General features: G+C 71.3%; 22 protein-coding genes and 1 tRNA gene. 7 read left to right on the top strand and 16 right to left on the bottom strand.

Annotated features, from left to right (window positions below; genetic code table 11):
* Window positions 1-8 precede the first annotated feature (8 nt).
* The 3 genes from K6T13_RS08165 to K6T13_RS08155 are packed head-to-tail and all read left to right on the top strand — an operon-like array spanning window position 9 to window position 3,925.
* A complete protein-coding gene (locus K6T13_RS08165) occupies window positions 9-2,183 on the top strand; it encodes a prolyl oligopeptidase family serine peptidase (RefSeq protein ID WP_346729106.1) in 2,175 nt (724 codons plus the stop codon).
* Window positions 2,180-3,496: a M20/M25/M40 family metallo-hydrolase gene (locus K6T13_RS08160; protein WP_222897983.1), complete on the top strand. Its 1,317-nt coding sequence runs from the start codon at window positions 2,180-2,182 to the stop codon at window positions 3,494-3,496. Before K6T13_RS08165 ends, K6T13_RS08160 begins: the two co-directional genes overlap by 4 nt.
* Before the next feature lie 9 nt (window positions 3,497-3,505).
* Window positions 3,506-3,925 carry a PaaI family thioesterase gene (locus K6T13_RS08155; RefSeq protein ID WP_249424001.1) on the top strand — a complete coding sequence of 140 codons (420 nt, stop codon included), beginning with the start codon at window positions 3,506-3,508 and terminating at the stop codon, window positions 3,923-3,925.
* Here the strand turns inward: K6T13_RS08155 and K6T13_RS08150 are convergent.
* The 3 genes from K6T13_RS08150 to K6T13_RS08140 form a co-directional block, all read right to left on the bottom strand.
* Window positions 3,922-4,617, bottom strand: a complete 696-nt coding sequence (locus K6T13_RS08150) for a sulfite exporter TauE/SafE family protein (RefSeq protein WP_283247957.1) — start codon at window positions 4,615-4,617, stop codon at window positions 3,922-3,924. The two genes, K6T13_RS08155 and K6T13_RS08150, sit on opposite strands and share 4 nt — an antisense overlap.
* A gap of 31 nt (window positions 4,618-4,648) precedes the next feature.
* The gene (acnA, locus tag K6T13_RS08145) at window positions 4,649-7,462 is read right to left on the bottom strand and encodes an aconitate hydratase (RefSeq protein WP_222897981.1); all 2,814 of its coding nucleotides are present in this window, start codon (window positions 7,460-7,462) and stop codon (window positions 4,649-4,651) included.
* A gap of 143 nt (window positions 7,463-7,605) precedes the next feature.
* On the bottom strand, window positions 7,606-8,070 hold the full coding sequence (locus K6T13_RS08140) for an SRPBCC family protein (RefSeq protein ID WP_222897980.1): 465 nt from the start codon (window positions 8,068-8,070) through the stop codon (window positions 7,606-7,608).
* Between the two features lie 106 nt (window positions 8,071-8,176).
* Between K6T13_RS08140 and K6T13_RS08135 the strand changes: the two genes are divergently transcribed.
* The 4 genes from K6T13_RS08135 to K6T13_RS08120 all read left to right on the top strand — a co-directional run bounded on the left by K6T13_RS08135 (window position 8,177) and on the right by K6T13_RS08120 (window position 11,794).
* A complete protein-coding gene (locus K6T13_RS08135; protein WP_222897979.1) occupies window positions 8,177-8,731 on the top strand; it encodes a GNAT family N-acetyltransferase in 555 nt (184 codons plus the stop codon).
* 285 nt (window positions 8,732-9,016) lie between these two features.
* Window positions 9,017-10,197 (top strand): IS3 family transposase gene (locus tag K6T13_RS08130; protein ID WP_222894389.1). Its coding sequence is split into 2 segments (ribosomal slippage): window positions 9,017-9,301 and window positions 9,304-10,197, totalling 1,179 coding nucleotides; the frame shifts between segments, so codons are not numbered across the junction.
* A gap of 192 nt (window positions 10,198-10,389) precedes the next feature.
* Window positions 10,390-10,608: a helix-turn-helix transcriptional regulator gene (locus K6T13_RS08125; RefSeq protein ID WP_191281024.1), complete on the top strand. Its 219-nt coding sequence runs from the start codon at window positions 10,390-10,392 to the stop codon at window positions 10,606-10,608.
* Window positions 10,609-10,612: 4 nt separating this feature from the next.
* A complete protein-coding gene (locus tag K6T13_RS08120) occupies window positions 10,613-11,794 on the top strand; it encodes a tyrosine-type recombinase/integrase (protein WP_222897978.1) in 1,182 nt (393 codons plus the stop codon).
* Window positions 11,795-11,898: 104 nt separating this feature from the next.
* Here K6T13_RS08120 and K6T13_RS08115 read toward each other — a convergent pair.
* The 13 genes from K6T13_RS08115 to K6T13_RS08055 all read right to left on the bottom strand — a co-directional run bounded on the left by K6T13_RS08115 (window position 11,899) and on the right by K6T13_RS08055 (window position 20,923).
* Window positions 11,899-11,972 (bottom strand) — tRNA-Pro (locus K6T13_RS08115).
* A gap of 81 nt (window positions 11,973-12,053) precedes the next feature.
* Window positions 12,054-12,689 (bottom strand): class I SAM-dependent methyltransferase, encoded by a 636-nt coding sequence (locus K6T13_RS08110; RefSeq protein WP_222897977.1) that lies wholly within the window; start codon window positions 12,687-12,689, stop codon window positions 12,054-12,056.
* Window positions 12,686-14,077, bottom strand: a complete 1,392-nt coding sequence (gene der / locus K6T13_RS08105; RefSeq protein WP_222897976.1) for a ribosome biogenesis GTPase Der — start codon at window positions 14,075-14,077, stop codon at window positions 12,686-12,688. The genes K6T13_RS08110 and der overlap by 4 nt, the downstream gene beginning before the upstream one ends.
* On the bottom strand, window positions 14,074-14,823 hold the full coding sequence (locus K6T13_RS08100; RefSeq protein WP_222897975.1) for a lysophospholipid acyltransferase family protein: 750 nt from the start codon (window positions 14,821-14,823) through the stop codon (window positions 14,074-14,076). Before K6T13_RS08100 ends, der begins: the two co-directional genes overlap by 4 nt.
* Entirely contained in the window at window positions 14,820-15,509 is a 690-nt protein-coding gene (gene cmk / locus K6T13_RS08095) for a (d)CMP kinase (RefSeq protein WP_249424000.1), read from the bottom strand. Before cmk ends, K6T13_RS08100 begins: the two co-directional genes overlap by 4 nt.
* A 9-nt stretch (window positions 15,510-15,518) precedes the next feature.
* Window positions 15,519-16,589, bottom strand: a complete 1,071-nt coding sequence (locus K6T13_RS08090; RefSeq protein WP_222897974.1) for a prephenate dehydrogenase — start codon at window positions 16,587-16,589, stop codon at window positions 15,519-15,521.
* A complete protein-coding gene (gene aroH / locus K6T13_RS08085; protein ID WP_222897973.1) occupies window positions 16,582-16,968 on the bottom strand; it encodes a chorismate mutase in 387 nt (128 codons plus the stop codon). The genes K6T13_RS08090 and aroH overlap by 8 nt, the downstream gene beginning before the upstream one ends.
* Window positions 16,969-17,020: 52 nt before the next feature.
* Window positions 17,021-17,320, bottom strand: coding sequence for a hypothetical protein (locus K6T13_RS08080; RefSeq protein ID WP_222897972.1), 300 nt, complete (start codon window positions 17,318-17,320; stop codon window positions 17,021-17,023).
* Window positions 17,317-18,054 carry a pseudouridine synthase gene (locus K6T13_RS08075; protein ID WP_222897971.1) on the bottom strand — a complete coding sequence of 246 codons (738 nt, stop codon included), beginning with the start codon at window positions 18,052-18,054 and terminating at the stop codon, window positions 17,317-17,319. Before K6T13_RS08075 ends, K6T13_RS08080 begins: the two co-directional genes overlap by 4 nt.
* Window positions 18,051-18,692, bottom strand: coding sequence for an SMC-Scp complex subunit ScpB (scpB, locus tag K6T13_RS08070; protein WP_222897970.1), 642 nt, complete (start codon window positions 18,690-18,692; stop codon window positions 18,051-18,053). The genes K6T13_RS08075 and scpB overlap by 4 nt, the downstream gene beginning before the upstream one ends.
* Window positions 18,685-19,548, bottom strand: coding sequence for a segregation and condensation protein A (locus K6T13_RS08065; protein WP_222897969.1), 864 nt, complete (start codon window positions 19,546-19,548; stop codon window positions 18,685-18,687). Before K6T13_RS08065 ends, scpB begins: the two co-directional genes overlap by 8 nt.
* A complete protein-coding gene (locus K6T13_RS08060; protein WP_222897968.1) occupies window positions 19,545-19,898 on the bottom strand; it encodes a hypothetical protein in 354 nt (117 codons plus the stop codon). The genes K6T13_RS08065 and K6T13_RS08060 overlap by 4 nt, the downstream gene beginning before the upstream one ends.
* The gene (locus K6T13_RS08055) at window positions 19,883-20,923 is read right to left on the bottom strand and encodes a ParA family protein (RefSeq protein ID WP_430228174.1); all 1,041 of its coding nucleotides are present in this window, start codon (window positions 20,921-20,923) and stop codon (window positions 19,883-19,885) included. The genes K6T13_RS08060 and K6T13_RS08055 overlap by 16 nt, the downstream gene beginning before the upstream one ends.
* Between the last annotated feature and the right edge of the window lie 205 nt (window positions 20,924-21,128).

Here is a 21,128-nt window from a genome sequence, read left to right as displayed (position 1 = left end):
ACGAGGCGGTGGCGAGTACGTTGTCCGCCGTGACGCCCCATCCCGCGGTTCCGCCCACGGCGCCCCGCGAGCCCCACGAGCACCGGCAGCACGGCGTGAGCCGCCCTGACCCCTACTGGTGGATGCACCAGGAGTCGCCCGAGCTGCTGGCCCACCTGGCGGCGGAACGGGCCTGGTACGACGGATCGGTTGCTCATCTGGACTCCCTGACTGAGCGCCTCACGGCAGAGATGTCGGCCCGCCTCCCCGCGACCGAGTTGTCTCCCCGGTGGAGGAGGATGCGCTTTTCGTACTACACGAGCACGCCCGAGGGAAGCGATTACCCCCGGATTATGCGGGAATTTCGTAACGATCGGGTAGCGACACCCGGAGAATCACTGCCCGAAGGGGCTGAATCCGACGAAATCCGTGATGCCGTCGACGGACCGACGGTGCTGCTCGACGTCGCCTCGCTGCGCACCGACAGCGACTACCTCGAGCTCGGTCTGACGCTCGTCAGCCCGGACGAGAACCTGCTCGCCTACTCGGCGGACACCACCGGCAACGAGGTCTACCGCCTCCGGTTCCGCGACCTCACCACCGGTGAGGACCTCGAGGAGGAGGTTCCCCGCACCTACTACGGCGGAGCGTGGAGCGCCGACTCCCGGTGGTTCTTCTACACCGTCCACGACCAGGCCTACCGTCCCCACCAGGTCTGGCGGCACCGGCTCGGGACCCCCGTGGCCGACGACGTGCTCGTCCTCGAGGAGCCCGACGCCCGTTTCGAGCTGCGGCTCCGCCAGGCCCGCACCGGCGACTGGGTGGTGATCTGGGCCGAGAGCAACACCTCGGCCGAGGCCTGGTTGGTCGACGCCCACCAGCCCGAGTCCGCCCCCCGCTCGACCGGCGGCCGCCGCGACGGCATCCGCTACCGGGTCGAGCACCGCCGGACGCCCGACGGCGAGGGCCTGCTCGTCGTCGCGGAGGACCGGGTCGAGGGACGGCTGATGACCGCGCCGGTCCCGGGGCCGGGCGGCCAGGACTGGACCAGCTGGGAGGAGGCCCGGCCCGAGGACGCGGACGAGCACCTGATCCAGGCCGACGCGTTCGCCCACGGGGTGGTGCTGTCGGTGCGCACCCGCGGCCAGCACCTCCTGCGACTGGTCCGTCACGACGACCTCGCCGGGCGCGGCATCGAGGTCGCCAGCACGATGTCGGGCGGTGGGGTCCACCTGGCGCGCAACACCGACTACGACGCCACTGCCGTCACCGTCGAGGACGAGGCGTGGCTCTCCCCGCCGGTGTGGAGCGACGTCGACCTGGCCACGGGGGCGTCGACGGAGGTGCTGCGCCGGGAGGCCCCCGGCTACGTCGCGGCCGACTACGTCACCGAGCGCTACGAGTTCCCCTCGGCGGACGGCACGCTGGTCCCGGCCTCGGTGATGCGACACCGGCGTACGCCGCTCGACGGCACGGCGCCCGCGGTCCTCTACGGCTACGGCGCCTACGGCTACACCTTCGAGCCGGAGTGGGACCCCGCCCTCCCGTCGCTGCTCGACCGCGGCGTGGTGTGGGTCCACGCGCACGTGCGTGGCGGCAGCGAGGGCGGCAACGCCTGGTACCTCGCCGGCAAGCTCGACCGCAAGCAGCGCACCTTCGACGACCACGTCGCCGTCGCCGACGGCCTGGCCGCCGCCGGTCTCGTCGACGCCCGTCGGATCGCGACCCGGGGCCTGAGTGCGGGCGGGCTGCTGCAGGGCGCGGTCTTCAGCCAGCGTCCCGACCGGTGGGCCGCCGTCGTCGCCGAGGTGCCGTTCGTCGACGTGGTCACCACGATGTTCGACGAGGCCACGCCCCTGACGATCACCGAGTGGGAGGAGTGGGGTGACCCACGGGTGCGCGAGGAGTTCGACGCGATGCTCGCCTGGTCGCCCTACGAGAACCTGCCGCCCGCCGGTGTCCGCCCTGACCTGTTGGTGACCGGTGCGCTGCACGACCCGCGGGTCATGGTGCGCGAGCCTGCCAAGTGGGTGGCCGCCCTCCGCGCGAGCGACCCCGCGTGGTCGCCCCGCTGCCTGTTCCGGTGCGAGGTGGGGGCCGGTGCCCACGTCGGGCCGTCCGGCAGGCTGGGCCACCTGCGCTACGAGGCCGAGGTGTACGCCTGGCTGCTGGACCGGCTCGAGATGACTGAGGAGGAGCGGTGAGCGACCTGCACGACGAGGTGCTCGAGGTGACCCGGGACCTGATCCGGCTCGACACCACCAACCACGGCTTCGAGGGGACCGAGTCCCTGGCCGCGGACTACCTGCGCGACTACTTGTCCGCGGCCGGCGTGGAGTGCGAGCTCGTCGCACGCGATCCCGCGCGCGCCAACCTGGTGGCCCGGATCCCGGGCACCGACCCGGACGCACCGTCGCTGGCGTACGTCGGCCACACCGACGTCGTCCCCGTGGAGGGGCAGGACTGGACGCACCCACCCTTCGAGGCCGTCGTGGACGACGGGGGCTGGCTCTACGGACGCGGTGCGATCGACATGAAGGACGAGGTCGCCGCCCGCGCGGTCGCGATGGCGACCCTCGCCCGTGAGGGGTTCCGCCCGCGGGGCGACTTCTGGTTCCTCGCGGTCGCCGACGAGGAGGACGGACGGGCCGACGTCGGCATGCGCTGGCTGCTCGAGAACCGGCCCGACATCCGCCCGACGATGGCCCTCAACGAGGGCGCGGGTGAGCGGCTGCCCCTGACCGACGGCCGCACCGTCCAGACCTTCGCCATCGCCGAGAAGGGCACCTGCCCGGTCCGGGTGGTGGCGCTGGGCGAGGCCGGCCACGCGTCCACCCCCGACGTCGGCGACAACGCGGTCCCCCACCTCGCCGAGCTCATCCGCCGGATCGGGGTCGGCATGCCCGACCCGGTCCACTCCCCCGAGGTGGCCGCGACGCTCGAGGTGCTGCTCGGCCGCCCGGTCGGCGACCTCGCCGCCGACCTCGACGAGGCCTCCCGCCTCCACCCGGCGCTGCGCCACCAGCTGCCGTGCCTGCCCGGCACGACCATGGCGCCCACCGTGCTGGCGGCCGCGACGGCCCGCAACGTGATGCCCGCTCGTGCCTCGGTCGAGCTCGACTGCCGCACCCTCCCCGGCACGACGGCCGAGGAGGTGCTGGAGGCGGTGCGCTCCCGGCTGGGCGACGACGTGCGCTACGACCTCGAGTTCTGCGAGGCCATGGTCCCCGGCAGCAGCTCCCCCGCGACCGGGACGCTGCCCGAGGCGGTCGCGGCGTGCCTCGCCGAGGACGGGGACGACGCGCTGGTCGTGCCGGTGCTGTGCACCGGTTTCACCGACTCGGTGCACCTGCGGGCGGTGGCCGGCACGGCGGCGTACGGCTTCACGCCCTTCCGCACCACTCCGGCCGAGGTTCTCGCCGCGGGGTTCCACAACGCCGACGAGCGGATCCATGTCGATGACCTGCTCGTGTCGGCGCGGTTCCACGTCGCGCTGGCCCGCCGGGTGCTCGGCTAGGTTCGGGGGATGACCGACGCGACGTCAGACCTGCCCACGCTCGACCCGTCCTTCGTCGTGGTCGAGCCCCTGCGCGAAGCGATGGCCATGGAGTTCGCCCGGATCGACGGCGACGGCATCGACGCCAGCTGGTCGGTGACACCGGAGACCCACCAGCCCTACGGGCTGCTCCACGGCGGCGTCCACTCCCTCGTCAACGAGGGGCTGTGCAGCATGGCGGCGGCGCTGTGGTTCGGCGACCGCGGGCAGGTGGTCGGCGTCAACAACAACACCGACTTCTACCGCGGCGTCTCCGCCGGACGCCTCACCTCCACGGTCCGCCCGGTCCACCGCGGCAGGTCCCAGCAGGTGTGGGCCGTCGAGACCACCGACGACGAGGGACGCCTCGTGGCCCGGGGCCAGGTCCGGCTGCAGAACCTGGCCCGCTAGGCGACCGACTTCGCCACGAGCGCCAGCGCGGAGACGGCCGAGACCAGCAGGACGGCCCGTCGAAACTGCTCGCGGGGCAGCCGGTCACGGGTGCGCGTGCCCAGCCACAGACCCAGCCCGACCAACGGGGCGCACAGCAGCGCGACCCACACCGAGGCGACCGGGAGCTCGCCGGCCACCCCCAGCGCACCCAGGCTCATGAGCACCCCACCGAAGAAGTAGACGGCCAGCGTCGCCCTCACCTCGGCCGGGCGTCCGTGCTGGAACAGGATGGCCACGGGCGGTCCGGCGATCGACGTCGCCGTGCCGCCGACGCCCCCGAGGAAGCCGGCGGTCACCATCGTGCCCGGGTTCACCGGAACCTGCAGCGTGCGCCAGGAGACCAGCACCGCCATGATCACCACCGTCGCCAGCACGAGGCCCAGCTGGTCGGAGGTGAACACCACGACGAGCCACACCCCGGGGAGCGTGCCGAGGGCGCGCGCCGGGAGGATCCAGCGGATGGCGCTCCAGTCCACGTGCCGGTGGTCGAGCAGGGTGGCGCTGCCGGAGATGAGCAGCCCGAACCAGAGCGGCAGCGCGGGCATCAGCTCGGGCGCGACGATGGCCACCAGCGGAGCCGTGACCAGGCCCATGCCGAGTCCGGCCACGGCCTGGACCCATGCGCCCAGGAGGACGGCGAGCGCGACCAGGACGATCGCGCCCGCCGCGAGTCCGGCCAGCTCAGGCCTTCAGCAGGTTGCGCAGGACGTACTGCATGATGCCGCCGTTGCGGTAGTAGTTCGCCTCGCCGGGGGTGTCGATGCGGACGACCGCGTCGAACTCGACGTCGCCGGCAGTGACCTTGACCGTCCGCGGGGTCGTGCCGTCGTTGAGCCCGGTGACCCCCGTGATCGCGAACTCCTCCTCGCCGGTGAGGCCGAGGCTCTCGGCGCTCTCGCCCTCGGGGAACTGCAGCGGCAGCACGCCCATGCCGATGAGGTTGGAGCGGTGGATCCGCTCGTAGGACTCGGCGATGACCGCCTTGACGCCCAGCAGGGCGGTCCCCTTGGCGGCCCAGTCGCGCGAGGAGCCGGAGCCGTACTCCTTGCCGGCCAGCACCACCAGCGGGATGCCGGCCTCCTGGTAGTTCTGGCTGGCGTCGTAGACGGTGCTCTCCTCGCCGTCCCGGGTGAAGTCGCGCGTGACGCCACCCTCGGTGCCGGGGGCGAGCTGGTTGCGCAGCCGGATGTTGGCGAAGGTGCCGCGGATCATCACCTCGTGGTTGCCGCGCCGCGACCCGTAGGAGTTGAAGTCGCGCTGCTCCACGCCGTGGTCGAGCAGGTAGCGACCGGCGGGGCTGTCCTTCTTGATGGCGCCGGCCGGGCTGATGTGGTCGGTCGTGACCGAGTCGCCCAGCTTGAGCAGCACCCGGGCGCCGGAGATGTCCTCGACCGCCTCGGGCTCGTCGGGCATGCCGTCGAAGTAGGGAGGCTTGCGGACGTACGTCGACTCCTGGTCCCACTCGAAGGTGTCGCCCTCCGGGGTCGGCAGCGAGCGCCACCGCTCGTCACCCGCGAACACGTCCTCGTAGGAGGAGCCGAACATGTCGGCGGTGATCGCCCGGCCGATGACCTCCTCGACCTCCGTCGGCGAGGGCCAGATGTCCTTGAGGAAGACGTCGTTGCCGTCCTGGTCTTGGCCCAGCGGGTCGTCGAACAGGTCGACGTCCATCGACCCGGCGAGCGCGTAGGCGACCACCAGCGGCGGTGAGGCCAGGTAGTTCATCTTCACGTCCGGGTTGATCCGACCCTCGAAGTTGCGGTTGCCCGAGAGCACGCTGACGACCGCCAGGTCGGCGTCGTTGACCGCCTCGCTCACCTCGGGGATCAGCGGACCCGAGTTGCCGATGCAGGTCGTGCAGCCGTAGCCGACGAGGTTGAAGCCGAGCTTGTCGAGGTAGGGCGTCAGGCCGGCCTTCTCGTAGTAGTCGGAGACCACCTTGGAGCCGGGGGCCAGCGACGTCTTCACCCACGGCTTGCGCTGGAGTCCCTTGTCGACGGCGTTCTTGGCGAGGAGGGCCGCGCCGATCATGACGCTCGGGTTGGAGGTGTTGGTGCAGGAGGTGATCGCCGCGATCACCACGGCACCGTGGTCGACCTCGCACTCCTCGCCGTCGATCGTGATCGTCACCGGCTTGCTCGGGCGGCCGCTGTCGACCGGCGCGGCGGAGGGCTTGCGCGGCTTCCCGTTGCCCTCGGCGTGGGAGGGCGCGTCGGATGCGGGGAACGACTCGTCGACCGCCTCGTCGTAGCCCTCGGGGTCCTGCGGGTCGTGGTCACCCACGAAGTCGCCCAGTGCTCCGCGGAAGGATCCCTTCGCGTCCGCGACCGTGACGCGGTCCTGGGGGCGCTTGGGACCCGCCAGCGACGGGACGACCTCGCCCAGGTCGAGCTCGAGGCGCTCGGAGTAGCGCGGCTCGGTGTAGCCGTCGGCGGACGGGTCGTGCCAGAGGCCCTGCTCCTTGGCGTAGGCCTCGACGAGGTCGAGCTGCTCCTGCGGGCGGCCGGTCAGCTCGAGGTACTTGATGGTCTCCTCGTCGATCGGGAACACCGCGATGGTGGAGCCGAACTCGGGGCTCATGTTGCCGATGGTGGCGCGGTTGGCCAGCGGCAGCGCGGAGACGCCGTCGCCGTAGAACTCCACGAACTTCCCGACCACGCCGTGCTCGCGGAGCATCTCGGTGATCGTCAGCACGAGGTCGGTGGCGGTCGAGCCCTCGGGGAGCTCGCCGGACAGCTTGAAGCCGACGACGCGCGGGATCAGCATGCTGACGGGCTGGCCGAGCATCGCGGCCTCGGCCTCGATGCCACCGACGCCCCAGCCGACGACGCCGATGCCGTTGACCATCGTGGTGTGGGAGTCGGTGCCGACGCAGGTGTCGGGGTAGGCCTGGGTCACGCCGTCGACCTCGCGGGTGAAGACGGTGCGCGCGAGGTGCTCGATGTTGACCTGGTGCACGATGCCGGTGCCGGGCGGGACGACCTTGAAGTCGTCGAAGGCGCCCTGACCCCAGCGGAGGAACTGGTAGCGCTCGCGGTTGCGCTCGTACTCGATCTCGACGTTGCGCTCGAAGGCCTCGGGCGAGCCGAAGACGTCGGCGATGACGGAGTGGTCGATCACCAGCTCGGCGGGGGCGAGCGGGTTGATCTTCGTCGCGTCACCGCCCAGCTCGGCCATCGCCTCGCGCATCGTGGCGAGGTCGACGATGCACGGCACCCCGGTGAAGTCCTGCATGATCACGCGGGCCGGGGTGTACTGGATCTCCTTGTCGGGCTCGGCGTCGGCGTCCCAGCCGGCGAGCGCCTTGATGTCCTCGGCGGTGATGTCGGCGCCGTCCTCGGTGCGCAGCAGGTTCTCCAGCAGCACCTTGAGCGAGAACGGCAGGCTGGCCACGTCGAGACCGTCGCCGGTGACCGCGTCGAGGCGGAAGATCTCGTAGTCCTTCCCGCCCGCGCTCAGCGTTCCCTTGGCTCCGAAGCTGTCCTTGCTGGCCATCCGTCGTCTCCTCGGTCGGTGCTCGCGTCGTCCCGCCCATCCTGCCCCCGGCGGCGGCACCCCGAGAAGTAAGGCCAGCCTTAGCCAGGGCGGGAGCGGATTATCTTGATGTCAAGATACCCGCTCCCCACCCCCGCCACAACTCAGTGCGTGCTGCCGGGGTTCACCTCGCCCCGCCAGGCACCGCTCTCCGCGCCCCGCGACTCGATGAACTCCTTGAACCGCTCGAGATCGCCGGCGGCGCGCCGGTCAACCACGTTGAGGGCGTCGCCCGCCTTCTCCACGATGCCCTCGGGCTCGAACTCGAGGCGGAGGGTCACCCGGCTCTTGGTCGGGTCCTCGGCCGCGAACGACACGGTGCCGTGGTTGGTGGTGCCGTCGGTGGCCCGCCAGCTGATGCGCTCGTCCGGGGTCTGGTCGACGATCTCCGCCTCCCACTCCCGGTCGACGCCGGCGATGCTGGCCTTCCAGAACAGGTGCCGGTCGTCACGCTGCTCGACCGACTCCACGCCGTCCATGAACTGGGGGAAGCTCTCGAACTGCGTCCACTGGTCGTAGGCGGTGCGCACCGGTACGTCGACGGTCACGCTCTTCTCGATCGTGCTCATGGTTCTCCCTTCCTGGGGGTCACCTGCCCTGTACCCGACCGACCGCGTCGCACACGTGCCCGATAACCGGTCGCGACCGGCATGCAGCGGCTCTACGGTCGTCGTCGTGCTGCCTCCCTCCCCCGTCAACCTGGTCCCGCCCACCCCGGCCCTCGCCGAGCAGGTGCTCGGCTGGCGCAACGACCCCGAGGTGCTGCGCTGGTTCCTGACCCAGCAGGTGGACGCCGCCGAGCTGCGCGAGTGGTTCACGACGTACGACGGCAAGGACGGTCACCTCGTCGTCGCGACGATCGAGGACGTGGCCGTCGGCTCGGCCAGCGTCCGGGTGAGCGACGGCATGGGCCAGAGCGGTCACGAGACCGAGTTCGTGGCACGGGAGGGCTGGATCGCCTACACCGTCGACCCGGCGTACGCCGGCCGCGGCGTCGGCACCCTGCTGGCCGAGGACGCCCTGTCGAACGCGTTCGGCCGGCTCGGGTTGCGGCGGGTGCAGGCCGGCTGCTTCGCCGACAACGTCGCGTCGTGGCGCGTGATGGAGAAGCTCGGGATGCGCCGCGAGCAGCACGGGATCCGGGACTCCTTCCACGCCGAGCTGGGGTGGGTCGACGGCTACACCTACGCGATCCTGGCCGAGGAGTGGGCGTCGCGCGGCGAGGTGTGATGCCTGCTGGGCCGCACTCAGCGGGCGAGCAGGGCGACGCACTCCACGTGGTGGGTCATCGGGAAGACGTCAAAGCGGCTGAGCGTGGCCGCGATCCCTTGCGGCCGACTGCGATCATCGTCCCGAAGTCACCCTTGACCTGCGGAGATGCCTGACCTTCTCGCCTGAACGCATCGGCACGCAGTTGCGCATGTTTGCGAATCAAACCGAGCCCAAGGGTCTGCTGCATGGATAGGTGACATCTGATCTGTGGCGCCGCGAGGTGTCGCTGGAAGGATGTGCACTGTGCCGAAGCCGTATCCCAGGGAGTTCCGCGACGATGTCGTGCGGGTTGCTCGGGGCCGTGATCCGAAGACGCCGTTGAAGCAGATCGCCGATGACTTCGGGATCGGGGAGTCGTGTCTGCGGAACTGGCTGCGTGCCGCCGATGTCGAGGAGGGCAGCCAATCGGGCGTGAGCTCCGACCAGGCCGCCGAGCTGCGTGAGCTGCGGCGACGCAACCGGCTACTTGAGCAGGAGAACGAGGTGTTGCGGCGGGCGGCCGCGTACCTGTCGCAGGCTCACCTGCCGGGAAAATGATGTACCCGCTCGTCCGCGAGCTGGCCGACAAGGACGCCCCGATCCGGGTGCCTGTGACGGTGACGTGCCGGGTGCTCGGGCTGGCCCGTCAGCCTTACTACCGCTGGTTGGCGCAGCCGGTCACCCCAGCTGAGCTCAAGGAGGCCTACCGGGCCAACGCGTTGTTCGACGCGCACCGCGACGATCCTGAGTTCGGCTACCGGTTCCTGCTCGACGAGGCCCGCGACGCCGGCGAGGCGATGGCGGAACGGACCGCGTGGCGGATCTGCTCTGAGAACGGCTGGTGGAGCTCGTTTGGGAAGAAGAACGCCCGCGGGAAGGGCAAGAAGCCCGGTCCGCCGGTCCACGACGACCTCGTCCGGCGTGCGTTCAGCGCGGATGCGCCGAACCGGTTGTGGCTCACCGACATCACCGAGCACCGCACCGGCGAGGGCAAGCTCTACCTGTGCGCGGTCAAGGACGTCTACTCCAACCGGATCGTGGGCTACTCGATCAGTGACCGGATGAAGTCAAGGATCGCGGTCAGCGCCATCGAGTCGGCTGTGGCTCGGCGCGGTCAGGTGGCCGGCTGCATCGTTCACTCCGACCGGGGCAGCCAGTTCCGCAGCCGCAAGGCCCAACGTGCGTTGAAGCGGCACGCCCTGGTCGGATCGATGGGCCGTGTCGGCGCGGCCGGTGACAACGCCGCCATGGAGAGCTTCTTCAGCCTGCTGCAAAAGAACGTCTTGAACCGGCGATCCTGGGAGACCCGCGAGGAGCTGCGGATCGCGATCGTGACCTGGATCGAACGCACCTACCACCGCCGACGGCGCCAAGACGCCCTCGGCCGATTGACCCCCATCGAGTACGAGACCATCATGACCGCACCAGCCACTCAGGCTGCGTGACCCAACCTGTCACCTGATCGTGCAGCAGACCCCATCGCCGGTCGGGTCCCGTGGACGCCGCTGGCCCGCTTGGCACCTGCGTTTCGCTCCAGAGAGTCGATACGGATCAATTCTCCACAGCCGGCGCGGTGTGGGCTGCACACCTTCAGTTACGAGGGCAAGCCTGTCCTCGTGATCACGAAGGAGAACACGATGAGTACCACCGTCGACACCAGTCACCAGAGCCTGATCCTCACCATCGACGAGGCAGCGGCCTACCTCGCGATCCCGAAAGCGACGCTGTACACCTGGCGGACCCGCCGGGCCGGGTTCGGACCACGCGCGGTGAAGATGGGCGGTTGCCTGCGCTACCGCCGCGCGGACCTCGACGCCTGGATCGTCGAGCACCTCGAGCCCGCAGCAGGCGAGTAGAGCCATGGCCAGGCCGCCACTCCCCCTCGGCACCTGGGGAACGATCACCACCGAAAAGATCCGCGACGGCAGCTACCGCGCGCTGACCAGGTTCCGTGACACCGACGGCAACACTCGTCGTGTCACCGCGACGGGCCCGAGCAAGGCGGCTGCGGAGCGAGCGCTTCGAGACGTCCTGAGCACGCGCACCGCGCCAGCAGGAGGACTCCTGACAGCAGATACCCGGCTGATCGACCTCGCCAACCAGTGGATCACTGGGCTCGAGGCCGAAGGACGGATTGAGCAGACCACCATCAACGAGTACCGCCGGGTGCTGGACAACCTGGTGCTACCCAGTGTCGGTGGGCTGAAGCTCCGCGAGGCCACCACAGGGCGGCTGGACCGGCTCCTGCTGAGGTTGCGCGATCAGAGCGTGAACCGACAACGCAAGGCCAAGGTCGTCCTCGGGGCCATGTTCGACCTCGCAGTTCGACACGATGCGATCCCCACGAACCCTGCCCGCGGGACGACCCGGGTTCACCGACCCAAACAGGAGACCAGGGCCCTGCGGGTCGAGGACCTCGTCGAGATCCGCGCTGCAGTACGCCGATGGGTCAACGCGGATCGGCCTGGCCCGAAGGCCACCGGCGACATGGCCGACATCATCGACCTGATGCTTGCCACCGGTTGCCGGATCGGCGAGATTCTGGCGCTGCGCTGGAGCGACCTGGATCTCGACGGGGATCTGCCCATCCTGTCGGTGTCGGGGACGATCAAGACCGAGAACGGCAAAGGCACCTACCGGAAGCCCACACCGAAGACGGACACCAGCCGGCGAACCGTGGTGCTCCCCCGGTTCGCGGCTGAGATGCTCCGGGTGCGCCGCGAGTTTGGGACTCCCAACGAGAACGATGCCGTCTTCGCGACCCGCAACGGCACGTGGCATCAGGTCGTCAACATCGAGAGGCGGTGGCGGCAGATCCGCAAGGAGACCGGCTACGAATGGGTGACCCCTCATACATTCCGCAAGACGGTGGCGACTCTGATTTCCGAGGCGACGACGTCCGAGCTCGCGTCGCGCCAACTCGGACACTCCTCTAGCCAAGTCACCCGAGACCACTACATCGCCAAGCCGCCGGTTTCGGCCGACCTCTCCGAGCTCCTCGAGCGGCTCGCTGAGAGCGACGACGCGAACTCGGATTCGTAGGCCGCGAAGTCGTTTACGACTAGTAAACGACCATTCTGAGGATCCACGTCAAAATCGAAACCGCCTCTGACCCGCGTTTCCGCAGGTCAGAGGCGGTGTTTCGGTCGGGCTGACAGGATTTGAACCTGCGACCCCTTGACCCCCAGTCAAGTGCGCTACCAAGCTGCGCCACAGCCCGAAGCTCTCCCGGGATCGCCGGTCGAGCGGTTGGAACCCTATCGCAGCGCCTGTGCGGCGCAGCAATCGGGACCGGTGCCCGTCAGTCGCGCCGCAGCACCACCCAGGTGAAGGGCTGCACGGCATCCCAGGGCGTGTGGTGCTCCGCGCGCCGGGAGTCCTCGAGGGTGAACCCCTCCCCCAGCTCCGCGGCCAGCCCCTCGGCATCCCACCGGGCCACCGGGAGCCCGGAGCAGGTCTCCGGACCCTCCGTGGCGAAGGTGCCGATGACCACCAGACCGCCCGGGACGACCGCGCGCCGCACCTGGTCGGCGTACGCCGTCCGCTGGGCGGGTTCGGTGAGGAAGTGGAACACGGCCCGGTCGTGCCACACGTCGTACTGCTCGTCGAAGTCGTGGGTGAGCACGTCCCCCACGATCGTCGTCACCCCCGTCGCCCGGCCCTCGAGGCGCGTCGCGGTGAGCGCCAGGGCACCCATCGACAGGTCCAGCAGCGTCACGTGCCCGACCCCGGCGTCCAGCAGGGCATCGGGCAGGGCCGAGGCGCCGGCACCGACGTCGATGACCGAGCTCGGCACGCCGCCGGAGAGGACGAGCTCGACCGAGGTGTCGGGTCGCTCCTCGTACCAGGAGACGCTCTCGCGGCCCTTGGTCTCGTAGATCGACTCCCAATGAGCCGCCGACTGCTGGCCGCGCGGATCCTTGGCGGGTGTGCTCATGGGCGCTTCCGCTTCTCCCGGGGACGTTGCTGCAGGACGACGGGGGTGCCGACGAAGCCGAACTCCTCGCGCAGCCGACGCTCGATGTAGCGCTCGTAGGAGGCTTCGAGCTTGCCGGTCGTGAAGAGCACGAAGGTCGGCGGCCGGGTGCCGGCCTGGGTCCCGAAGAGCACCTTGGGCTGCTTGCCTCCCCGCACGGGGTGGGGGTGCTCGGCCACCAGCCGACCGAGGAAGGCGTTCAGGGCCCCCGTCGGCACCCGGGTCTCCCACCCGGCGAGCGCTTTGTCGAGCGCGGGCACGAGCCGGTCGACGTGCCACCCCGTGCGGGCGGTGACGTTGATCCGCGGCGCCCAGCGCACCTGCACCAGGTCGCGCTCGATCTCGCGCTCCAGGTAGTAGCGGCGGTCCTCGTCGACCAGGTCCCACTTGTTGAAGGCGATGACGAGCGCCCGACCGGCGTCGCGGACGGTCTGCAGGATCCGGACGTCCTGCTCCGAGATCGACTGCCCGGCGTCCAGCACCAGCACCGCGACCTCGGCACGGTCGATCGCCGTGGAGGTGCGCAGGGAGGCGTAGTACTCGTGGCCGGACGCCTCCTTCACCCGCTTCCGGATCCCGGCGGTGTCGATGAAGCGCCAGGTCCGGTCGCCGAGCTCGACCAGCTCGTCGACGGGGTCCACGGTGGTGCCCGCCACGTTGTCGACGACGACCCGCTCGGAGCCGGCGAGCTTGTTGAGCAGCGAGGACTTGCCGACGTTCGGCTTGCCCACGATCGCGACCCGGCGGGGCCCCGTCTCCTCGACCTCCCGCTCCGGCGGCGGCTCCGGGAGTGCCGCCAGCACGGCGTCGAGCAGGTCGCCCGAACCGCGCCCGTGGAGCGCCGAGACGGGCCACGGCTCGCCGAGCCCGAGGTTCCACAAGGCGTGGGCCTCGGCCTCGGTGCGGGCGTCGTCGACCTTGTTGGCCGCGAGCACGACCGGCTTGCCCGCCTTGCGCAGGATCCGGACGACGGCCTCGTCCGCGTCGGTGATGCCGATGGTCGCGTCGACCACGAACAGCACGGCGTCGGCCAGGCTGACGGCGATCTCCGCCTGCCCGGCGATCCGCTCCGCCAGCCCGCGTGCGTCGGGGTCCCAGCCGCCGGTGTCGACGACCGTGAAGGCCCGGCCGGCCCAGTTGGCGTCGTAGGAGACGCGGTCGCGGGTCACGCCCGGCACGTCCTCCACGACAGCCTCGCGGCGGCCGAGGATGCGGTTGACCAGGGTCGACTTGCCGACGTTGGGCCGCCCCACCACGGCCAGCACGGGCAGGGGTCCGAGCGCCTCGACGGGGTCGTCGGGCCCGAGGGGCTCGGCGTGGGCGGTGTCGTCGGTGTTGCTGGGGGTCATCGGGCTCCCTCATCGACGAACCCGGTGTCGGGGTCGTCCTCGATCTCTCCGGGCGGCAACGGTCCGGGCAGGCTGCGGCCGGTCAGCGCGATCGCCTCCGTCAGGGTCGCACGCGTCCGCTCCAGCAACAGCGCCGAGGTCTCCCGGACCATTCCCCGCGTGCGGGGCCAGGGGCGTGCGTCGATGGTCACAGGCGTGCCGTAGACCAGATCGAGCCGACTTCCCCGTGCCGGGGTCGAGTTGATCCCACCGCCCGGCTCGCGGGTCCCGAAGAAGGTCACCGGCACCACGGGCGCTCCGCTCACCAGTGCCAGGTAGGCGGCGCCGTGGTGGAACCGGCGCAGCTCGCCGTCGCCTCGCGTGCCCTCGGGGAAGACACCCACGGCGTTCCCGTCGCGCAGAACCCGGAGGCTCATCCGGATGGCGTAGGGGTCCACGGCGTAGCGCTCCAGCGGGATCTGTCCCGCGAAGCGCAGGAACCGGCCGACCCGGCCCTCGAACATCTCGATCTTCGTGAGGGCGTGGACCGGTCGCGGACCGAAGATCGCCAGCAGCGGCCCGTCGAGCACGCCGAGGTGGTTGGCGGCGAAGATCACCGGCCCCTCGGCCGGGATCCGCTCCGTCTGGTGCAGGCGGACGTCGTAGCGCCTCCGGATCAGCCGTTGGGCGGGCCCGCGCAGGCGGTGGAGCGGCCACTGCGTCGGGTGCGGGACCTCGGTGCTGCTGGGCGGTTCGTCGTGGGTCACGCGCGGCCCTCCGCCGCGTCGGCGAGGGACACGACCAGGTCGATCACCTCGTCGAGGGTGTGCGGGGTGGTGTCCACGTGGACGGCACCGTCGGCCAGGACCAAGGGGGCGGTGGTGCGTCCCGAGTCGATGCGGTCGCGCGCGAGCAGCGACTCGCGGGTGAGCGCGTGGTCGGCGCCGCCCTCCTCGGCGGCGCGGCGGGCGGCACGGGCCCCGGCGTCCGCGGTGAGGTAGATCTTCAGCTCGGCCTGCGGCCACACCACCGACCCGATGTCACGGCCCTCGACCACGATGCCGCCGCCGCCGATCACTCCGCGCTGCTGCTCGAGGAGCAGCGCCCGGACCTCCGGCACGGCGGCCACGTGCGAGACGGCCGCGTTGACCTCGTCGCCGCGGATGGGCATGGCCACGTCGACGCCGTCCACGAGGATCGCGGGACTGACGGGGTCGGTGCCGACGAGGATCTCCGGCTCCTCGCAGCGGGCGGCGACGGCGTCCGCATCGGTGACGTCGACGCCCTGGCGCAGCATCCACCACGTCATGGCGCGGAACATGGCGCCCGTGTCAAGGTAGCGCAGGCCCAGCCGCTCGGCGACACCGCGAGAGGTGCTCGACTTGCCGGACCCGGAGGTTCCGTCGATGGCGACCACCAGGGCAGTGTCGGGCGCGGAGGTCGTGTCAGGCACCCGCGAAGCCTATCGGTGGGTGACCCACCCACGTGACTCGAGTGACTCCAGCAGCAGCTCCGTCCGGGCCTCGTCGACCACGAGCTCCACGAGGCCCACCGGTCGGCCCGGGTCGTGGTCGATGTGGATGTCCTCGATGTTGACGCCCACCGCACCGGCGTCGGCGAAGAGCCGGGCCAGCTCCCCGGGGTGGTCGGGCACCGAGACGTAGACCGAGCCCATGGCAGACAGGGGCCCGCCGTGCTTGCCGGGGATGGCGCGCGTGCCTGCGACACCCTGGCTGAGCAGCCGACCCAGGACCGCGCGATCGCCGGCCACGACGGCGTCCCGAAGCACGCCCAGCTCGGCGGCGACCTCCTCGAGCAAGCCGGCCAGGGCGTCGGCGTTCAGGGTGACGATCTGCTGCCACAGCAGCGGGTCGCCGGCCGCGATGCGCGTCACGTCACGGACGCCCTGTCCGGAGAGCGCCAGGTGGGCCTCCGGGGCGTCGGCCAGCCGCCCGGCGACGAGCACGGCCAGGAGGTGGGGAAGGTGCGAGGTGCGGGCGACAGCACGGTCGTGCTCGTCAGGGTCGAGGCGCACAGGAACCGCGCCACACGCTCGCGCCAGCTCCTCGACGAGCTCGACCGCTGCCTCTGGAGCCGTCCCATGAGGCGTCACGGCCCACGGCCGTCCGTCGAAGAGCGCGGCGCTGGCCGCCAGCGGACCCGAACGCTCGCTGCCCGCCATCGGGTGCCCACCCACGTAGCGGCCCGCGAGCGCGGCCACCTCGCCGGCGACCACCTGCAGCGGTGCGGACTTGATGCTGCCGACGTCGGTCACGACGGCGTCGGTACGTCGGAGCGCGGCCACGACCTCGCTGCCGAGCTGGTCCGGTGGCACCGCGACGACCACCAGCTGCGGCCGGTCACCCTCCGCCGTGACCCGGCCGGCGCCGAGACCGGTCGCCGTCCGCAGGTTCTCCGCCGAGGTGTCGCGGAGCAGTGCCTGGACACCGGCCCGGCGACAGGCGAGCCCGATGGACGTGCCGAGCAGGCCGGCGCCCACCACCTCGACGGGTCCGCGCAGCAGGTCACTCATCGTCGGGGACCTCGCGGGTCCGGGTCAGGTCCTTGCGCAGGGCAGCCGCCCCGTGCAGGTAGCAGTGCGTGAGCTCGGCGCGAGGGAGGTCGGTGTCGACGTGGGCCAGCATCCGCACGACGCGGGGCATCGAGCCGTCGATCTCCAGCTCGCGTGCACACAGCAGGGGCACCTCGCCGAAACCCAGCTGCCGGGCGGCGTAGGCCGGGAACTCCGAGACCAGGTCGGAGGTCGCGGTGAAGATCACCGAGATGAAGTCGTCGACGTGGAGGTCGTTGCTGCTCATCACGTCGCGCACCAGCTCGGCGACGCGGTCGAGCATGTGCTCGCGCTCGTCACGCTCGAGCTGGGTGGCGCCGCGTACGGCCCGCACGGCCACGTGGTCCTCCTGGGGTCTGGGGTACCGGCTGGAGCCTAGTCGGGGCCCCGGCTCAGTCGTCGAGGGCGTCCAGCGCCGCGAGCGCGCCCTCCCACCGCTGACGGCGCTCGTCGGCGTCCTGCTCCCACCAGGGCGTGCCGCGCTCGCCGAGCCCCCGCTTGGCCAGGTCGGTACGCCGGCGGGCGCGCCGCTCGGCGTCCTCGTCCCCCGCGCGCCGGGCCGCGCCGGTGGCGCTGCGTCCGCGGCCCAGGTGGGACCGCAGGCGCTCGGCCACGTCGGCCGGCAGGTCCGGGTCCTGGCGGCGCCAGCGGCGTCCGTCGACGACGAGCCAGCGCTCGTCCTCCTGGCTCACAGCCCGACGAGGTCGAGGAGGTCGCCGAGCTCCTCCCGGGTCAGGTCACGCAGCTCCCCCGTCCGCAGCTGCCCCAGCGACACCGGCCCGAAGGCGGTCCGGGTCAGCCGCCGCACCGGGTGGCCCACGTGGTCGAGCAGCCGGCGCACGATCCGGTTGCGGCCCTCGTGGATGACCAGCTCGACGATCGCCTTGCCGGGTCCCTGGCTCACCACGCTCACCCGGGAGACGGCGACCGGCCCGTCCTCCAGGGTCACGCCCTCCTGCAGCCGGCGCAGGGTGGCGCGGGTGGGGGTGCCCGCCACCTCCGCGACGTAGGTCTTGTCCACCTCGAAGGACGGGTGGGCCATCCGGTGGGAGAAGTCGCCGTCGTTGGTGAGCAGCAGCAGGCCGGAGGTGTCGGTGTCGAGGCGACCGACGTGGAAGAGCCGTTCGGGGCGATCGGCGACGAGGTCGCCGAGGTGTCGTCGTCCCTCGGGGTCGGACATGGTCGACACCACGCCCCGTGGCTTGTTGAGCACGAGGTAGACGTGCGGCGAGACCGGCGGGAGCCGGCGCCCGGCCACGCGGATGACCGCGGTGCGCGGGTCGACCTTGGTCCCCAGCCGGGTCACGACCTCGCCGTCGACCTCGACCTGACCGTCGAGCATCAGCTCCTCGCACTTGCGGCGTGAGGCGACACCCGACTGGGCGAGCAGCTTCTGGAGCCGGACCAGGCCGTCGTCCGCGGTCACGGAGCGGGCTCGGCGGCGGGCGCGTCCGGCGCCCCGTGCGCCTCGGGCGCCTCGAGGCCCGCCACGGCCTCGGCGAGGTCGTCCTCGAGGTCGTCCATGTCCGGCAGGTACGGCGCCAGCTCCGGCAGCTCGTCGAGGCTGGTGACCCCGATGCGCTCCAGGAAGTAGCCGGTGGTGCGGTAGAGGGTCGCGCCGTGCTCACCGTCGTGACCGGCCTCCTCGACCAGTCCCCGGGTGAGCAGGGTCCGCATCACCCCGTCGACGTTGACGCCGCGGATCGCCGACACCCGGGCGCGTGACACGGGTTGCTTGTAGGCGACCACCGCGAGCGTCTCGAGGGCGGCCTGGGTGAGCCGGGCCTGCTGGCCCTCCAGCACGAAGCCCTCCACGACCGCGGCGTACTCCTCGCGGGTGTAGAACCGCCAGCCGCCCGCGACGTTGCGCAGCTCGAAGCCCCGCCCCTGCTCGTCGTACTCGGCGGCCAGGCCGGCCAGGGCCTCCTCGACGTCGGCGACCGGGTGCCCGGCGGCGGAGGCGAGCGTGGCGGCGTCGAGCGGCTGGTCGGCCACCATCAGCAACGCCTCGAGCGAGGGCCGCAGCTCGGCCACGGCCACGTCGAGGGTCTGGGCGTCAGTCATCGTGGGTCTCCTGCTCGGGCTCGGCGGGGGCCGCGCCGTCGGGCGGCGCCCCCTCGAACTCGTCGATCTCGAAGTCGTCGTCGTGGTTTCCGGTCCACCGGACGGTCAGCTCGCCCAGGGGCGAGAGCTGGTCGAAGGCAACCGCGCCCTCCCGGAACAGCTCCAGCAGCGAGAGGAACCTCGCCACCGTCGTCAGCGTGTCGGGCGAGTCACCGCACAGGGACCGGAAGGTCATCGTCCCACTGCGGCGCAGCCGGTCGACGACGAGCTCGGCCTGCTCACGGACCGAGACCTGGGCGGCGTGGATGTGGGTCAGGGAGAGCTCGGCGACCGGCTTGGGCTCCATCGCCCTGGCCGCCAGCGCGGCGAACTGGTCGAGCCCGATGCCGATGAGCACCTCGGGCAGGAGCCCGGCGTAGCGCTCCTCGAGGCCGACGGCACGGGGGTGGCGACGCGACTCGTCGAGCAGGCGCTGCTCGAGCACGCCGGCGACCTGCTTGAACGCGCGGTACTGCAGCAGCCGGGCGAAGAGCAGGTCGCGAGCCTCGAGCAGCGCGAGGTCCTCCTCGTCCTCCACGTCGCCCTGGGGCAGCAGCCGGGCCGCCTTGAGGTCGAGCAGGGTCGAGGCCACCAGCAGGAACGAGGTGGTCTGCTCGAGGTCCCAGCTCCGGCCGCCCGCCTTGACGTGGGCGATGAACTCGTCGGTGACCTGGGAGAGCGCCACCTCGGTGATGTCGAGCTTGTGCTTGGCGATCAGGCTGAGCAGCAGGTCGAAGGGGCCCTCGAAGTTGGCGAGCCGGACCTCGAAGCCGCCGCCCTCGGCCGGCGCGGCCGGGGGGTCCATCAGCTCGGTCATTCCTCGGTCAACCGTCGCACCAGGGCGCTGTCGTGGCCCTGCTCCTCGAAGTCGGCCAGCACCAGCGCGACCGCCTCGCGCACCAGCCGGCCGCGGTCCACCGCCAGGCCGTGGTCACGTCGCAGCGTGAGCCGGGCGTGCTCGAGGTCGAGCAGCTCGTCCGAGGTGACGTAGACCGTCATCTTCTCGTCGTGCCGGACGCGGCCGCTGGGCCGCTTGGGTCCGGGTGGGGCCGCTGCCTCCTGCTCCTCCTGCTCCTCCGGGGCGTCGGGAACCGCACGCACCCGCGCCTGCTCGTTGGTGGAGCGGAACAGGTCGTCAGCGGCGGGCAGGCTCACCCGTCGAGGCACCGCTGTGCCACCTCCTTGGCCAGCTGGCGGTAGGCGTCGGCGCCGGTCGAGCTGGTGGCGTAGGTCGTGATCGGCTCACCCGCGACCGTCGAGTCGGAGAACTTGACCGTGCGCCGGATGACGGTGTGGAACACCTTGTCCCCCCACGCCTGGACCAGCCGCTCCATCACCTCGCGGCCGTGCAGGGTGCGCCCGTCGAACATGGTGCCGAGGACACCGTCGATCTCCAGCCGCGGGTTGAGCCGCTCCTGCACCTTGTCGATGGTCTGCTTGAGCAGCGCCACGCCACGCAGCGCGAAGTACTCGCACTCCAGCGGCACGATGACGCCGTCGGCCGCGGTGAGCGCGTTGACGGTCAGCAGGCCGAGCGAGGGCTGGCAGTCGATGAGGATGACGTCGTAGTGCTCGACCGCGGGAGCGAGCACCCGGGTGAGGGTCTGCTCGCGGGCGACCTCGTGGACGAGCTGCACCTCGGCCGCGGAGAGGTCGATGTTGGAGGGCAGCAGGTCCATGCCGGGCACGCCGGAGGGCACGACGACCTCGTCGAGCGCGACGTCGCGCTGCATCAGCAGGTTGTAGACCGTGAGGTCCATCTCGTGGGGGTTCAGGCCGAGCCCGACCGACAGCGAGCCCTGCGGGTCGAAGTCGACGAGCAGCACCTTGCGGCCGTACTCGGCCAGCGAGGCGCCGAGGTTGATCGTCGTCGTGGTCTTGCCGACGCCGCCCTTCTGGTTGCACATCGCGATGACCCGGGCCTTGCCGTGCTCGGTGACCGGCGCCGGGTCCGGCAGGTCGGGCATCGGCCGACCGGTCGGGCCGAGCACCGGCTCAGGGGCGTCGGCGGGTGCCGGGGTGGTGGCGGCGTCCGCTTCGACGTCGCGCTGCAGGGGAAGGGGCTGGCTCACGTGGTCTCGTGCCTCAGGGGGTGTGGGGGCGGGGTCGGGTTGTCTGACGAGAGGGGGCATCTCCTGCGCGGTGCTGCCCCGGTGGCCGAAGAGACCCGAGAAGGACCCGTTGCCGCTCATCTGATTCCCCTTGCGTTTTGTCGACTCGGCGACATTGGCCGAGCTTGGGGCGACGCTAGACGCGTCGGCGGGGCGTCTCAACCGACTCACCGATACCCTCAGGCAGTTTCTCGGATCTGTTGATCGCCCACGGCGCGGATGCACAGCCCTCGCCGCGGTGTGGACAAGTCTGTGCACGTGTCGGCCGACCCGCGCGGCTGCTGTC

Source organism: Nocardioides coralli (assembly GCF_019880385.1).
Taxonomy (GTDB): Bacteria; Actinomycetota; Actinomycetes; order Propionibacteriales; family Nocardioidaceae; genus Nocardioides; species Nocardioides coralli.
This window is presented reverse-complemented; position numbering and strand designations above follow the sequence as displayed.

Bases quoted from the DNA above. Each gene is read 5' to 3' on its own strand.
- K6T13_RS08155 (WP_249424001.1), top strand. From the start codon at position 3,506: ATGACCGACGCGACGTCAGACCTGCCCACGCTCGACCCGTCCTTCGTC.
- acnA (WP_222897981.1), bottom strand. From the start codon at position 7,462: ATGGCCAGCAAGGACAGCTTCGGAGCCAAGGGAACGCTGAGCGCGGGC.
- K6T13_RS08140 (WP_222897980.1), bottom strand. From the start codon at position 8,070: ATGAGCACGATCGAGAAGAGCGTGACCGTCGACGTACCGGTGCGCACC.
- K6T13_RS08125 (WP_191281024.1), top strand. From the start codon at position 10,390: ATGAGTACCACCGTCGACACCAGTCACCAGAGCCTGATCCTCACCATC.
- K6T13_RS08120 (WP_222897978.1), top strand. From the start codon at position 10,613: ATGGCCAGGCCGCCACTCCCCCTCGGCACCTGGGGAACGATCACCACC.
- K6T13_RS08110 (WP_222897977.1), bottom strand. From the start codon at position 12,689: ATGAGCACACCCGCCAAGGATCCGCGCGGCCAGCAGTCGGCGGCTCAT.
- der (WP_222897976.1), bottom strand. From the start codon at position 14,077: ATGACCCCCAGCAACACCGACGACACCGCCCACGCCGAGCCCCTCGGG.
- K6T13_RS08090 (WP_222897974.1), bottom strand. From the start codon at position 16,589: ATGAGTGACCTGCTGCGCGGACCCGTCGAGGTGGTGGGCGCCGGCCTG.
- scpB (WP_222897970.1), bottom strand. From the start codon at position 18,692: ATGACTGACGCCCAGACCCTCGACGTGGCCGTGGCCGAGCTGCGGCCC.
- K6T13_RS08065 (WP_222897969.1), bottom strand. From the start codon at position 19,548: ATGACCGAGCTGATGGACCCCCCGGCCGCGCCGGCCGAGGGCGGCGGC.
- K6T13_RS08055 (WP_430228174.1), bottom strand. From the start codon at position 20,923: ATGAGCGGCAACGGGTCCTTCTCGGGTCTCTTCGGCCACCGGGGCAGC.